This is a genomic window from Cronobacter universalis NCTC 9529 (genome assembly GCF_001277175.1).
Classification (GTDB): Bacteria; Pseudomonadota; Gammaproteobacteria; order Enterobacterales; family Enterobacteriaceae; genus Cronobacter; species Cronobacter universalis.
Map to the genome: position 1 here is coordinate 1,321,092 of NZ_CP012257.1, position 13,503 is coordinate 1,334,594.

Annotated in this window: 14 protein-coding genes; 10 read left to right on the forward strand and 4 right to left on the reverse strand. The window is 62.2% G+C overall.

Features of this window, described 5'->3' with window-relative positions; genetic code table 11:
• Positions 1-4: 4 nt before the first annotated feature.
• The 3 genes from kdpB to kdpF are packed head-to-tail and all read right to left on the reverse strand — an operon-like array spanning position 5 to position 3,845.
• Entirely contained in the window at positions 5-2,053 is a 2,049-nt protein-coding gene (kdpB, locus tag AFK65_RS06020; RefSeq protein WP_038857706.1) for a potassium-transporting ATPase subunit KdpB, read from the reverse strand.
• 20 nt (positions 2,054-2,073) lie between these two features.
• Positions 2,074-3,756: a potassium-transporting ATPase subunit KdpA gene (kdpA, locus tag AFK65_RS06025; RefSeq protein WP_038857703.1), complete on the reverse strand. Its 1,683-nt coding sequence runs from the start codon at positions 3,754-3,756 to the stop codon at positions 2,074-2,076.
• Entirely contained in the window at positions 3,756-3,845 is a 90-nt protein-coding gene (gene kdpF / locus AFK65_RS20755) for a K(+)-transporting ATPase subunit F (RefSeq protein WP_015386886.1), read from the reverse strand. The genes kdpA and kdpF overlap by 1 nt, the downstream gene beginning before the upstream one ends.
• A gap of 315 nt (positions 3,846-4,160) precedes the next feature.
• On the opposite strand from kdpF, the gene AFK65_RS06030 reads away from it, so the two are divergent.
• The 7 genes from AFK65_RS06030 (at position 4,161) to pxpA (ending at position 9,985) form a co-directional block, all read left to right on the forward strand.
• Complete coding sequence (locus AFK65_RS06030; RefSeq protein WP_007706789.1) at positions 4,161-4,367, forward strand: YbfA family protein; 207 nt, start codon at positions 4,161-4,163, stop codon at positions 4,365-4,367.
• 149 nt (positions 4,368-4,516) lie between these two features.
• Positions 4,517-5,470 carry a YbgA family protein gene (locus AFK65_RS06035; RefSeq protein ID WP_007706790.1) on the forward strand — a complete coding sequence of 318 codons (954 nt, stop codon included), beginning with the start codon at positions 4,517-4,519 and terminating at the stop codon, positions 5,468-5,470.
• 12 nt (positions 5,471-5,482) lie between these two features.
• The gene (phrB, locus tag AFK65_RS06040; RefSeq protein WP_038857702.1) at positions 5,483-6,904 is read left to right on the forward strand and encodes a deoxyribodipyrimidine photo-lyase; all 1,422 of its coding nucleotides are present in this window, start codon (positions 5,483-5,485) and stop codon (positions 6,902-6,904) included.
• Between the two features lie 10 nt (positions 6,905-6,914).
• The gene (locus AFK65_RS06045) at positions 6,915-7,658 is read left to right on the forward strand and encodes a type 2 GTP cyclohydrolase I (RefSeq protein WP_038857700.1); all 744 of its coding nucleotides are present in this window, start codon (positions 6,915-6,917) and stop codon (positions 7,656-7,658) included.
• A 20-nt stretch (positions 7,659-7,678) separates the two neighbouring features.
• Positions 7,679-8,335 carry a 5-oxoprolinase subunit PxpB gene (gene pxpB, locus AFK65_RS06050; RefSeq protein ID WP_038857698.1) on the forward strand — a complete coding sequence of 219 codons (657 nt, stop codon included), beginning with the start codon at positions 7,679-7,681 and terminating at the stop codon, positions 8,333-8,335.
• The gene (gene pxpC, locus AFK65_RS06055) at positions 8,329-9,261 is read left to right on the forward strand and encodes a 5-oxoprolinase subunit PxpC (RefSeq protein WP_038857696.1); all 933 of its coding nucleotides are present in this window, start codon (positions 8,329-8,331) and stop codon (positions 9,259-9,261) included. Before pxpB ends, pxpC begins: the two co-directional genes overlap by 7 nt.
• On the forward strand, positions 9,251-9,985 hold the full coding sequence (gene pxpA / locus AFK65_RS06060) for a 5-oxoprolinase subunit PxpA (protein ID WP_038857695.1): 735 nt from the start codon (positions 9,251-9,253) through the stop codon (positions 9,983-9,985). Before pxpC ends, pxpA begins: the two co-directional genes overlap by 11 nt.
• Position 9,986: 1 nt before the next feature.
• Here pxpA and AFK65_RS06065 read toward each other — a convergent pair whose 3' ends face one another.
• On the reverse strand, positions 9,987-10,535 hold the full coding sequence (locus AFK65_RS06065) for a winged helix DNA-binding protein (protein ID WP_038857693.1): 549 nt from the start codon (positions 10,533-10,535) through the stop codon (positions 9,987-9,989).
• Between the two features lie 245 nt (positions 10,536-10,780).
• Here AFK65_RS06065 and AFK65_RS06070 point away from each other — a divergent pair, with 245 nt between their 5' ends.
• From AFK65_RS06070 to AFK65_RS06080, 3 genes are read left to right on the forward strand one after another with little or no spacing between them, the layout of a single operon-like run.
• Positions 10,781-11,503 (forward strand): DUF969 domain-containing protein, encoded by a 723-nt coding sequence (locus AFK65_RS06070; RefSeq protein WP_007706808.1) that lies wholly within the window; start codon positions 10,781-10,783, stop codon positions 11,501-11,503.
• Positions 11,500-12,486 carry a DUF979 domain-containing protein gene (locus tag AFK65_RS06075; RefSeq protein ID WP_007706810.1) on the forward strand — a complete coding sequence of 329 codons (987 nt, stop codon included), beginning with the start codon at positions 11,500-11,502 and terminating at the stop codon, positions 12,484-12,486. Before AFK65_RS06070 ends, AFK65_RS06075 begins: the two co-directional genes overlap by 4 nt.
• A gap of 19 nt (positions 12,487-12,505) precedes the next feature.
• Positions 12,506-13,501, forward strand: coding sequence for a DUF2891 domain-containing protein (locus AFK65_RS06080; RefSeq protein WP_007706812.1), 996 nt, complete (start codon positions 12,506-12,508; stop codon positions 13,499-13,501).
• The last annotated feature ends 2 nt before the right edge of the window (positions 13,502-13,503 follow it).

Consider the following 13,503-nt stretch of genomic DNA (forward strand, 5'->3'; position numbering starts at 1 on the left):
CTTTTTAAACCAGACCAGACAGCGTTAACAGCAGGTCGATAAGCTTGATGCCGATAAACGGCACCACCAGCCCGCCCAGACCGTAAATCCACAGGTTGCGGCGCAGCATCGCCGCCGCCGCGAGCGGCTTGTAGCTCACGCCTTTCAGCGCCAGCGGGATGAGAAAGACGATAATCAGCGCATTAAAAATAACGGCGCTGAGAATGGCCGAGGCCGGCGAGTGCAGATGCATCACGTTCAGCGCGTTCAGTTGCGGATAGGTCGCCGCGAACGCCGCCGGGATAATGGCGAAATATTTCGCCACGTCGTTGGCGATGCTGAACGTCGTCAGCGAGCCGCGCGTCATCAGCATCTGTTTGCCGATGTGCACCACTTCGATGAGCTTGGTGGGGTTAGAGTCGAGATCCACCATGTTGCCCGCTTCTTTCGCCGCCTGGGTGCCAGAGTTCATCGCCACCGCCACATCGGCCTGGGCCAGCGCCGGGGCGTCGTTGGTGCCGTCGCCGGTCATCGCCACCAGCCGTCCTTCGGCCTGGTACTGGCGGATCAGCGCCAGTTTCGCCTCGGGCGTGGCTTCGGAGAGAAAATCGTCCACGCCCGCTTCAGCGGCGATGGCGGCGGCGGTCAGCCGGTTATCGCCGGTAATCATCACCGTCTTGATACCCATTTTGCGCAGCTGCGCGAAGCGCTCTTTAATGCCGCCTTTGACGATATCTTTCAGCGCGATAACGCCGAGCACCTGCGCGCCTTCGGCCACCACCAGCGGCGTACCGCCGGTGCGCGCCACGCCTTCCACGAGTGTGTCGACCTGCGCCGGGAACTGGCCGCCGTTGGCTTCCACATGGCGGCGAATGGCGTCCACCGAGCCTTTACGGATCATGCGGTCCTGCACGTTGATGCCGCTCATGCGCGTCTGGGCGGTGAAGGGCACAAAAGTGGCCTGAAGATGCTGAACGTCGCGCTCGCGCAGGTTAAAGCGCTGCTTAGCCAGCACCACGATGCTGCGGCCTTCCGGCGTTTCATCGGCAAGCGAGGCCAGCTGGGCGGCGTCAGCCAGCGTTTTTTCATCCACGCCGGGGGCGGGCAGGAAGTCAGACGCCTGGCGGTTGCCGAGCGTGATGGTGCCGGTTTTATCGAGCAGCAGCACGTCCACATCGCCTGCGGCTTCCACCGCGCGGCCGCTGGTGGCGATAACGTTCGCGCCAAGCATCCGGCTCATGCCCGCCACGCCGATGGCGGAGAGCAGCCCGCCGATAGTGGTCGGGATCAGGCACACCAGCAGCGCCACCAGCACCGTCACGCTGACCGCCGTACCGCCGTATTGCGAGAACGGGTAGAGCGTGGCGGTCGCCAGCAGAAAGACAATCGTCAGCGCCACCAGCAGAATGGTCAGCGCGATTTCGTTCGGCGTTTTGCGGCGCTCGGCGCTCTCGACCATCGCAATCATACGGTCAAGGAACGTCTCGCCGGGGTTGACGCTGCACTGGATAACCAGCCAGTCGGAGAGAATACGCGTGCCGCCGGTCACCGAGGCGAAATCGCCGCCCGATTCTCGGATAACCGGCGCGGATTCGCCGGTAATGGCGCTCTCATCCACCGACGCGCCGCCTTCGATCACCTCGCCGTCGCACGGGATAATATCGCCCGCTTCCACCAGCACGATATCGCCTTTGCGCAGGTCAGCGGCGGGGATGTGATCCATCTGGGCGTCGTGATGCGGCGCGCGCAGCTTGCGGGCGAACGCGGTCTTTTTCACACCCTTCAGGCTGTTGGCCTGGGCTTTGCTGCGGCCTTCGGCCAGCGCTTCGGCGAAATTGGCGAACAGCACCGTAAACCACAGCCACAGGCTGATGGCGCCGGTAAATAGCGCCTCGCCGGGCAGTTTGCCGGCGGCAATCGCCACGGCGATCAGCGTGGTCAGCAGGCTGCCGACCCAGACGATAAACATGACCGGGTTGCGCCACTGGGCGCGCGGACTCAGTTTTTTAAGAGCATCGAAAAGCGCCTGACGAACCAGCGAGGATTCAAACAGGGCCATTTGCTTGCGACTCATGGATAGCGACTCCGCAATGGTCATTTCACAAAAGAGAGGTGTTCCGCGACCGGGCCTAAGGCGAGGGCGGGGATAAACGTCAGGGCGCCGACCAGCAGCACTGTGCCCGTCAGCAGGCCGATAAACAGCGCGCCGTGGGTGGGCAGCGTGCCGGTGCTCGCGGGCTGCGCTTTTTTGGCGGCGAGCGAGCCGGCTATCGCCATCACCGGGATAATCACCAGGAAGCGGCCAAACCACATGCAGAACGCCAGCAGCAGGTTCCAGAACGGCGTGTTGGCGCTGAGGCCGCCGAAGGCGCTGCCGTTGTTATTGGCGGCGGACGACACCGCGTAGAGCACTTCGCTGAAGCCGTGAATGCCGGGGTTGAAGATGCCCGCCCGACCCGCGTCGGTCATCATCGCCAGCGCCGTGCCGAGCAGCACCAGCGCAGGGGTGACCAGAATCGCCAGCGCGGTCATTTTCATTTCACGCACGTCGATTTTCTTGCCGAGGTATTCCGGCGTGCGGCCAATCATCAGGCCCGCGATAAACACGCCCAGCAGCACGAACAGCAGCATCCCGTACAGTCCGGAGCCGACGCCGCCGAAGACCACTTCGCCAATCTGCATCAGCCACATCGGGATCATGCCGCCGAGCGCGGTAAAGGAGTCATGCATGGCGTTTACCGCGCCGCAGGAAGCCGCCGTGGTGACGACCGCAAACAGGCTGCTCGCGAGAATGCCAAAGCGGCTCTCTTTGCCTTCCATATTGGCGGCGCTGTCGGCGCCGAGCGTGAGGAAGTGCGGGTTGCCGGTGGTTTCGGCCCACATCACCAGCGCCACGCAGACCACGAAAATCACCGTCATGGTCCAGAGAATGGCGCGGCCCTGGCGCGCGTCGCCCACCGCATCGCCAAAGGCGAAGCAGAGCGCCGCCGGGATCAGAAAGATAGCCAGCATCTGTACGAAATTGGTCAGCGCGGTCGGGTTCTCAAACGGATGCGAGGAGTTGGCGTTAAAGAAGCCGCCGCCGTTGGTGCCGAGCATTTTGATCGCCTCCTGCGACGCCACCGGCCCCATCGGCAGCATCTGCCGCGCGCCTTCCAGCGTGGTGAACGGCTGGTAGGCCGAGAAGTTCTGAATCGCGCCTTGCTGAATAAAAAACAGGGCGATAATCAGCGAAATGGGCATCAGCACCCACAGCGTGACGCGGGTGAGATCCTGCCAGGCGTTGCCAAGTGTCGTCGCCGACTGGCGCGCAAAGGCGCGGATCAGCGCAAACGCCACCGCAATGCCGGTCGCCGCCGAGAGGAAGTTCTGCACCGCGAGGCCCGCCATCTGGCTGAAATAGCTGACGGTGCTTTCACCCGCGTACGACTGCCAGTTGGTATTGGCGACGAAACTCACCGCCGTGTTGAGCGCCAGATGCCAGGAGAGCCCCGGCAGGTTCTGCGGGTTCAGCGGCAGCACGCCCTGGCACATCAGAATGGCGAACAGTAGCGCCAGACCGAGCGTGTTAAACACCAGAATAGCCAGCAGGTAGCGTTTCCAGTCCATCTCTTCCTGACGAATGCCGAGCACGGCCCAGAGCGCGCGCTCCACGCCGCCCACGCCCGGCAAAGGGTCGCCGTTAATCAGCCGGGCCAGCAGGCTGCCCAGCGGTTTCGCCAGCGCCATCAGCACCAGCAGGAAACTGGCGATAAGTAAAAATGCGGACGCCGCCATCAGAACGCCTCCGCATTAATCAGGGCGTATACCAGATAGCCCAGCAACAGGAAAACCAGCACGATGCCGGTTATCAGGCCTGCACTCACAATCCACCTCCAGTGGGGTTTTTTGAATATGTGCAGAGGGTAGGGATTCAGGCGTAAAGGTTTCGCAAAAATCGCGAAGCGGGGTGTAAAAAAAATATAAAAATGGCAAAAGCCATGATTTAACTGCGGGTTAGTATTTATTTAACCGTTTTGTAACTTATTTACGATATCAATTGTAAAGATGGTAAGAATTCGCCCTAAAAGCTGGTCGGATGAGTAGTAAAATTACAGGCAAAGCGATACAATTTTAACCAGCTCACAGAATCCGGTTTCCGGCCTTGATTGCCGGGCAGTTAAGTTAAGGGGGAAAAACCTATGTCTTTATATAAAAAATATCCTGCGCATCAGGTCTTCCTGCGTCGCGCGGTAGTGCTCCTGGTCGGCATTGCGGCCCTGCCGGTGATGCTGTTCTGGAAAGACCGTTCGCGTTTTTACAGCTATCTGCATCGCGTGTGGTCGAAAACCAGCGATCAGCCGGTCTGGATGGCGCAGGCTGAACAAACCGCCAGCTATTTCTACTGATTCGCGCGACTCCCTGAAAAACCGCTCATAAAGAGCGGTTTTTTTATGCCTGCGATACGCCGCGCCGCTGCGTTTTTCGCAGTCATCAGACTGGTGTTAACAGGCCGCCTCTGGCTACACTGAGAGTGTATAAAAATGAGGATGGCCGAATGAGTATAAAAATCCCTGTTGGCATTAGCGCCTGTCTTTTAGGGGAAAATGTGCGTTTTGACGGCGGCCATAAACGGCTCGCCTTTGCGGTGGAAGAGCTGGCGCCCTGGGTGAAGTATGAGCCCGTCTGCCCGGAGATGGCCGTCGGCCTGCCGGTGCCGCGCCCGGCGTTGCGTCTGGTGAAAACCGACGAGGGCCTGGCGCTGCGTTTTAGCGATAAGCGCGAAGGGGATTTAACCGCTGAGATGGAAACCTTTTCGCGCGAGCGCGTCAGCCGTCTGGATCACCTGTGCGGCTATATCGTCTGCGCGAAATCGCCAAGCTGCGGCATGGAGCGCGTGCGCGTCTACGATGCGGATGGCAAAAACAACCGTAAAGCCGGTCGCGGCATCTACACGGATATTCTGATGAACGCGCTGCCGTGGCTGCCGGTGGAAGAGGACGGGCGCCTGCACGATCCGGCCATTCGCGAAAACTTCGTCGAGCGCATCTATACGCTGCATGAACTTCACGCGCTGCGCGCCGAAGGGCTGACGCGCGGCAATCTCATCGCCTTCCACAGCCGCTACAAACTGCTGCTGCTGGCGCATTCGCAGCCGCTCTACCGCGAACTGGGGCGCTTTGTGGCCGCTATCGACCAGTGGGATTCGCTGGAGGCGTTTTTCGACGAGTACCGCCTGCGCCTGATGACGCTGCTCTCCATCCAGGCGACCCGCCGCAATCACACCAACGTGCTGATGCATGTGCAGGGCTATTTCCGCAACCAGCTTAACGGGCGTCAGCGTCAGGAGCTCTCCACGCTTATCGACCGTTACCGTCAGGGCACGCAGCCGCTGCTGGCGCCGGTGACGCTGCTTAAGCACTACATGGCGGAATTCCCCGACCCTTACCTTGATCAACAACGCTACTTCGAGCCGTACCCGGAATCGCTTCGCCTGCGCTACGGCCGTTAAACAAGGAGTGTTATGACCACGCATCTGGTCTGGTTTCGCGCGGATCTGCGCGTTAACGACAATCTGGCGCTCGCCGCCGCCTGCCGGGACCCCGACGCGCGGGTGATCGGCCTGTTTATCGCGACCCCGCAGCAGTGGCGCGATCACACCCTCGCGCCGCGTCAGGCGGCATTTATTCACCAGAATCTGGAAGCCCTGCAACAGGCGCTGGCAGCGCGTGGCATTGCGCTGTTTACGCGCGAGGCGCCCGATTTCGCCGCCGCCGTGGACGCGCTGGCCGCATTTTGCGACGAACAGCAGGTTTCCACGCTCTTTTACAACTATCAGTATGAGCTGAATGAAGCCCGGCGCGATGCGGCGGTTGAGCACAGGCTGGAAGGCCGCGTCGCCTGTCAGGGCTTTGACGACAGCGTAATGCTGCCGCCCGGAAGCGTCGTGACCGGCAACGGCGAGATGTATAAAGTGTTCACGCCTTACAGCCGGGCGTTTATACACCGTCTCGGCGAAGGATTACCGCCCTGCGTCAGCGCGCCGAAGCCGCGTAACGGCGGCGCGATAACCGACCTGCCTGCGCTTGCGCCGTTCGATTATCCGTGTGAGACGCCGGACGCGCTGCTGTTCCCGGCGGGCGAAGAGGCGGCGCTTAAACGCCTGCGTGAGTTTTGCCAGACGGCCGCGGGCGATTATCCGGAAAAGCGCGATTTCCCGGCGATTCGCGGCACCAGTTTGCTGTCGCCGTATCTCGCCATCGGCGTGCTCTCGCCGCGCCAGTGCCTGCATCGTCTTTTAACCGAACACCCACGCGCGCTGGAAGGCGGCAGCGGGGCGGTGTGGCTGAACGAGCTTATCTGGCGCGAATTTTATCGACATCTTATCGTCGCCTGGCCGCACCTGTGCCGCCATCAGCCGTTTATCGACTGGACGGCGCGGGTGGCGTGGCAGCGCAACGACGCGCATTTTCAGGCGTGGTGCGAAGGCAGGACGGGGTATCCGATTGTCGACGCCGCCATGCGCCAGATGAACGCCACGGGCTGGATGCACAACCGGCTGCGGATGATCGCCGCAAGCTTTCTGGTCAAAGACTTACTGGTCGACTGGCGGCGCGGCGAACGCTATTTTATGTCGCAGCTAATCGACGGCGACTTTGCCGCCAATAACGGCGGCTGGCAGTGGGCCGCCTCCACCGGCACCGACGCCGCGCCCTATTTCCGTATCTTCAACCCCACCACGCAGGGGCAGCGGTTTGACGCCGAGGGCGACTTTATCCGCCGCTGGGTGCCGGAACTGAGCCATATTCCCGGCAAGGCGGTGCACGAGCCGCACGCCTGGGCGAAGAAAAACGGCAAGGCGCTGCGTTACCCGCAGCCTATCGTCGATCACAAACAGGCGCGCGTCGCGACGCTCGCGGCGTATGAAGCGGCCCGCAAGGAATAAGAGAGAGACCATGAAAAACAGCGAACTGGAACAACTGATCAACGACAAGCTCAACAGCGCGACGTTCAGCGACTACGCCCCGAACGGCTTGCAGGTTGAGGGCCGCGATGAGGTGCGCAAAATCGTCACCGGCGTCACCGCAAGCCAGGCGCTGCTCGACGAAGCGGTGCGCCTGGAGGCCGACGCGGTGATTGTGCATCACGGCTATTTCTGGAAAGGCGAATCGCCGGTAGTGCGCGGCATGAAGCGCAACCGCCTGAAGACGCTGCTCACTAACGATATTAACCTCTACGGCTGGCATCTGCCGCTCGATGCGCATCCGCAGCTTGGCAATAACGTCCAGCTGGCGCAGCTGCTCGGCATTGAAGTGAAGGGCGAGATCGAGCCGCTGGTGCCGTGGGGCGAGCTGTCGATGGCGGTATCGGGCCCGGAGTTCGCCTCCTGGCTTGAAGCGCGTCTGGGCCGCCGCCCGCTGTGGTGCGGCGATACCGGGCCGGACCTGATTAAGCGCGTCGCCTGGTGCACCGGCGGCGGGCAGGGCTTTATCGACAGCGCGGCGCGTTTCGGCGTCGACGCCTTTATCACCGGCGAAGTGTCTGAGCAGACCATCCACTCGGCGCGCGAGCAGTCGCTGCACTTCTACGCGGCAGGCCACCACGCCACCGAGCGCGGCGGCATTCGCGCGCTCAGCGAGTGGCTGAACGAAACCACCGATCTGGACGTGACCTTTATCGATATCCCGAACCCGGCTTAACCAACACAAGAGAGGAAAACGTGCAGCGAGCCCGTTGTTATCTGTTAGGCGAAAGCGCCGTGGTACTGGAGCTGGAGCCGCCCGTCACGCTTGCCAGCCAGCAGCGCATCTGGGGGCTGGTGCAGCGTCTCGCGGACGTGCCCGCCGTGGTGGAAGTCATTCCCGGCATGAATAACATTACCGTGATGCTGCGCGAGCCGGGCACGATGGCGCTGGACGCTATCGAGCGGCTGCAACGCTGGTGGGAGGAGAGCGAGGCGATCGTTCCCGACGCGCGGCGCATCGAGATCCCGGTGGTGTACGGCGGAGAAGGCGGGCCGGATCTCGGGGTGGTGGCGAACCATGCCGAACTCAGTGAAAAGCAGGTGGTGGAGATGCACGCGCAGGTCGATTACGTGGTCTATTTCATCGGCTTTCAGCCGGGCTTTCCGTATCTCGGCGGGCTCGCGCCTGAGCTTGCCACGCCGCGCCGCGCGGAGCCGCGTCTTCAGGTGTCCGCAGGATCGGTCGGCATCGGCGGCAGCCAGACCGGCATCTATCCGCTGCCCACGCCCGGCGGCTGGCAGATTATCGGCCATACGCCGCTTGCGCTGTTTGATCCGCGCAATAACCCGCCGGGCCTGCTCGCGCCGGGCGACACCGTGCGCTTTGTGCCGCAAAAGGAGGGCGTATGCTGAAGATCATTCGCGCGGGCATCCACGCCACCATTCAGGATGGCGGCCGTTTCGGACTACGCCAGTACGGTGTGAGCCAGTGCGGCGCGCTGGATGGCCCGTCGCTGCACATCGCCAACCTGCTGGTGGGCAACGACCCTGATGCGGCGGCGCTGGAGATAACGCTCGGCCAGTGCGTGGTGGAGTTCACCGAAGACACCTGGTTTGCGCTCACCGGCGCGGGCTGCGATGCGACGCTTGATGAGCGCGCCGTCTGGACCGGCTGGCGTCTGCTCGCCCGCGCGGGCCAGCGCCTGAGCCTGAAGCTGCCGCGCCGCGGTATGCGCAGCTACCTGGCGCTGGCGGGCGGTTTCGACGTGCCGGAAGTGATGGGCTCGCGCAGTACCGATGTGAAAGCGGGCGTCGGCGGTTTTGAAGGGCGGCTCCTGCGCGACGGCGATGAACTGCCCGTCAATCCGCCCACGCGTCATTTCCGCGAGGCGCGCGGCGTGAAGCAACTGCTGTGGGGCAACCGCATTCGCGCGCTGCCGGGACCGGAATATCACGAATTCAGCCACGCGGCGAAAGAAGCCTTCTGGCGCACGCCGTGGCAGTTGAGCCCGCAGAGTAACCGCATGGGCTACCGGCTGCACGGCCACATGCTGGAGCGCACCACCGAACGCGATTTACTCTCCCACGGCCTGCTGCCGGGCGTGGTGCAGGTGCCGCACGGCGGACAGCCTATCGTGCTGATGAATGACGCCCAGACCACCGGCGGCTATCCGCGCATCGCGTGCGTGATCGACGCCGATCGCTACAACCTCGCGCAGCTGCGCCTGGGCGAGCCGATTCACTTCGTGCAGTGCTCCATCGAAGAGGCGCTGCAGGCGCGCAGCGACCGGGCGCGTTACCTTCAACAACTGGCATGGCGGCTTAACGATGAAGATTGATCTTAACGCCGATCTCGGCGAAGGCTGCGGCAACGACGCGCAACTGATGCCGCTGATTAGCTCCGCCAACATCGCCTGCGGCTTCCATGCGGGCGATGCCCGGACGATGCGCGAGAGCGTGCGGCTGGCGCTGGCGCACGGCGTGGCGATTGGCGCGCATCCGGGGTTCGCGGATCGTGAAAACTTCGGGCGCACGGCGATGCAGCTGCCGCCGGAGACGATTTACGCCGAGACGCTCTATCAGATCGGCGCGCTCGCCGCTATCGCACAGGCCGAGGGCGGCAGGCTGGCGCATGTGAAACCGCACGGCATGCTCTATAACCAGGCGGCGAGAGACGCGGCGCTCGCCGACGCTATCGCGCAGGCGGTAAAGGATGTTGACGCGTCGCTGATCCTGGTGGGGCTGGCGGGCAGCGAACTGATTCGCGCGGGCGCGCGTTATCAGCTCGCCACGCGCGAAGAGGTCTTCGCCGATCGCGGTTATCTGGCCGACGGCGCGCTGGTGCCGCGCAGCGAGCCGGGCGCGTTGATTGAAGACGACGACGAAGCGGTCTCGCGCACGCTGATGATGGTGCAGGAAGGGCGGGTGCGCAGCCGCGACGGCGCGTGGGCGGCGGTGAATGCCCAGACGGTCTGCCTGCATGGCGACGGCGCGCACGCGCTGGCGTTCGCGCGCCGGTTACGCGAGGCGTTCGACGCGCGCCAGATTCAGGTCAGCGCGTAACTCAGAGCGATGCCGCCGCCCGCGCGGCGGTGTCGTAAAGCGAGGCGATGGTGCGCAGCAGTTGCGCCGTTTCGCCAATCGCCGCGCCCGGTATGCCGCTCTCGACCTGAATCGCGATAAGACACGCTTCGCGCACGTCGCGGTATTTCATACACAGCGCTTTGCCTTCATCCGTCGTCGAGAAATAGAGCTCTTTACCCACCTTTTCACTGGTCACATAGCCCGCTTTCACCAGCTTTTTCAGCGCGTAGGTCACGATGTGCGTATCTTCCACGTTAAGCACAAAGCAGATATCCGCGAGTTTTTTCTTGCGGTTGCGGTGGTTAACGTGATGCAACAGCGAGACGTCAAACGCGCCCATATCCGGCTCGCCCGCCGCCGTCATGCAGCGCACCATCCATTTGTTAAACGCGTTGCCGGTCATAATAAGCGCGTACTCCAGCTCCGAGAGTTCCGCGCAACGCTCCGACACCAGATGACGGGACGACACAATGCGCCCGTCAGCAATATCGTCGTTATCACTTGATACAACAGCTTTTTTACGGCTCATGGCGTCCCTTACTCTCCTGTGGGTATTGGTAAAAACTATAAAACGTCACCGACAAAATAAAAACATTTTATTGATAAATTGTTTACATACTATGACTGTTCAGATATAGCTTTTTGGTCAGGTTCTGCACGTTCACAGCGCCTCTCACACAACAACGTTCGCCGCAATGCCCACGCTTCGCCACCCGGCGAAGGAGCAGAATAGCCTTCGGCGTGCAACGCTCACTTTGGAAAGGGTAACAATGTATGGACGGTTCCTCTCTGTTGCCGCTCATCGGTATTCCGGTGGTGGTTATCGGTTTCGCGCTGCGCTTTAACCCGCTGCTGGTGGTGGTGGTTGCCGGGCTGACGACCGGGCTCACGGTCGGCATGGATTTCGGCATGCTGCTGGAAACCTTCGGCGAAAAGTTCGTTAACAGCCGCTCGCTCGCGACTTTCATTCTGATCCTGCCGGTCATTGGCCTGCTGGAGTATTACGGCCTGAAAGAGCGCGCCCAGGCGTGGGTGGCGAAAATCGCCAGCGCCACCTCGGCGCGTATTCTGATGCTCTATTTCGTGGTGCGCGAAGGCACCGCGGCGCTCGGGCTGATGTCGCTTGGCGGCCACGCCCAGACCGTGCGCCCGCTGCTCGCGCCGATGGCTGAAGGCGCGGCGCTCAATGAATATGGCGAGCTGCCTGCGCACATCCGCGACAAAATCAAAGCCCACGCCGCCGCCTGCGACAATATCGCGGTGTTTTTTGGCGAAGATATTTTCATCGCTTTCGGCGCGGTGCTGCTGATTGACGCGTTCCTGAAAGAGAACGGCATTCCCGGCATCGAGCCGCTGCATATCGGCCTGTGGGCCATTCCGACCGCGATTGCGGCGCTGATTATTCATATGGCGCGCTTGCTGCGCTTAGACGCCAGCATTCGCCGCGAGGTGCTGGCCTGGCGCGCGGAGCAGGGCAACCAGGAGGCCGTGCAATGAGTACGTTGCTGACCATCAACCGCGTCTACTACCTGATCGGCTTTATCGTCATGCTGCTGGTGGTGATGACGCTTCGCGATCGCGGTAATCCGAAACGCTTCACTACCGCGCTGTTCTGGTTCCTGTTCGGCGGGATTTTTCTCTTCGGCGATCTGCTGGTGCAGGAGCTGGGCCGTTCGCTGGCCTACCGCATTATCGGCGGCGCGGTGATTGTCATCGCCCTGCTGGCGGGCTTCGGGCTGGTCGGGAAGGGGCACTATAAAATGTCCACCGAGGAGGAGCGCGAGGCGTCGTCCCGGCGTCTGGGCAACTGGCTGTTTCTGCCGGCGCTGCTGATCCCGGTGGTGACGGTGATTGGCACGCTGTTTTTAAAAGGCGTCTCGTTGGGCGGCGTGTTCCTGCTGGATCAAAAACAGCTGACGCTCGCGGCGCTGTGCGTGGCGTGTATCGCGGCGCTGCTGGTGGGCTGGTGGCTCACGCGCGGCACGCCGCTGCATGCGATTCGCCAGTCGCGCCGCCTGGTGGATACCATCGGCTGGGCGGTGATTTTGCCGCAGATGCTGGCGATGCTCGGCGGGGTGTTTGTCGCCGCCGATACCGGCACGGCGGTGCAGCGCGTGGTGAGCCTGTTTGTCGACCCGGAAAACCGCTTCATGCTGGTGGTTATCTACTGCATCGGCATGGCGCTGTTCACGATGATTATGGGTAACGCGTTTGCGGCGTTCCCGGTGCTGAGCGCGGGCATCGCGCTGCCGCTGCTGATTAATCATCACCACGGCGACCCGGCGCCGCTGCTGGCCATCGGCATGTACGCGGGCTACTGCGGCACGCTGATGACGCCGATGGCGGCGAATTTTAATATCGTTCCCGCCGCCCTGCTGGAGCTGAAAGACAAATATCAGGTGATAAAAATTCAGATCCCGACGGCGCTGACGCTGCTGGTGGTGAACGTTTTCCTGATGTATTTCATCGTATTCCGCTAAGGCCCACTAAGGAGCTGTTATGACGTTGACACAACCCCAGGCCGACGCCTTTGCCCGGATGCCCCTGACCTATCTGCGCCAGGAGTATCCGAACCATATCATGCATCTGATGAATGATGACGCCGACGCGCTGCCGCCGCGCGAACTGCACCCGATTTTCTACGGCTGCTTTGACTGGCATTCGGCGGTGCACGGTTACTGGCTGCTGCTGCGCTGCTTGCGCCGCTACCCGACGCTGTCGTGCCGCGAAGAGATCATCGCGCTGTTCGATGAACACATCACGCCTGCGAATGTGGCGCGTGAAGTGGATTACTTTACCGCGCCGTTCCGCGCCTCGTTCGAGCGCCCGTATGGCTACGGCTGGCTGCTGGCGCTCGCCCAGGAGCTGAAAGCGTCAGACCTGCCGCAGGCTGCGCGCTGGCACGAGACGCTGGCGCCGCTGACCCAGGATATCCGCGCGCGCCTTATCGATTACCTCTGCAAGCTGACCTACCCGATTCGCGTCGGCACCCATTACAACACGGCGTTTGCGCTCGCCCTCGGTCTGGATTACGCCCGCGCGCTTGGTGATGAGACGCTTGAGCGCGCCATCACTGACGCGACGACGCGCTTTTATCAGGCCGACACCGACTACCCGGCGCACTACGAGCCGGGCGGCGATGAGTATCTCTCCGGCGCGCTCACCGAAGCGCTGCTGATGAGTAAAACGGCGGCGCATTTCCCGGCGTGGTTTGACGCGTATCTGCCGGATATCAACGACGTGGCGGCGCTGATGCACCCGGCGGTAGTGAGCGATCGCGCCGACCCGAAAATCGCCCACCTCGACGGGCTTAACTTAAGCCGCGCCTGGTGTATGAAGCATATCGCCGCGGCGCTCCCTGAAGATCACCGCGCGCAGCCAGCGCTGCAGGAGGCGGTGCAACGTCATCTTGCGGCAAGCGTTGAGCATGTGGTCGGCAGCCACTACAGCGGCGGCCACTGGCTGGCGAGCTTCGCGCTGCTGGCGCTGGAGTAAAC

Bases quoted from the DNA above. Each gene is read 5' to 3' on its own strand.
- kdpB (WP_038857706.1), bottom strand. From the start codon at position 2,053: ATGAGTCGCAAGCAAATGGCCCTGTTTGAATCCTCGCTGGTTCGTCAG.
- kdpA (WP_038857703.1), bottom strand. From the start codon at position 3,756: ATGGCGGCGTCCGCATTTTTACTTATCGCCAGTTTCCTGCTGGTGCTG.
- AFK65_RS06030 (WP_007706789.1), top strand. From the start codon at position 4,161: ATGTCTTTATATAAAAAATATCCTGCGCATCAGGTCTTCCTGCGTCGC.
- AFK65_RS06035 (WP_007706790.1), top strand. From the start codon at position 4,517: ATGAGTATAAAAATCCCTGTTGGCATTAGCGCCTGTCTTTTAGGGGAA.
- phrB (WP_038857702.1), top strand. From the start codon at position 5,483: ATGACCACGCATCTGGTCTGGTTTCGCGCGGATCTGCGCGTTAACGAC.
- AFK65_RS06045 (WP_038857700.1), top strand. From the start codon at position 6,915: ATGAAAAACAGCGAACTGGAACAACTGATCAACGACAAGCTCAACAGC.
- pxpC (WP_038857696.1), top strand. From the start codon at position 8,329: ATGCTGAAGATCATTCGCGCGGGCATCCACGCCACCATTCAGGATGGC.
- pxpA (WP_038857695.1), top strand. From the start codon at position 9,251: ATGAAGATTGATCTTAACGCCGATCTCGGCGAAGGCTGCGGCAACGAC.
- AFK65_RS06065 (WP_038857693.1), bottom strand. From the start codon at position 10,535: ATGAGCCGTAAAAAAGCTGTTGTATCAAGTGATAACGACGATATTGCT.
- AFK65_RS06070 (WP_007706808.1), top strand. From the start codon at position 10,781: ATGGACGGTTCCTCTCTGTTGCCGCTCATCGGTATTCCGGTGGTGGTT.
- AFK65_RS06075 (WP_007706810.1), top strand. From the start codon at position 11,500: ATGAGTACGTTGCTGACCATCAACCGCGTCTACTACCTGATCGGCTTT.
- AFK65_RS06080 (WP_007706812.1), top strand. From the start codon at position 12,506: ATGACGTTGACACAACCCCAGGCCGACGCCTTTGCCCGGATGCCCCTG.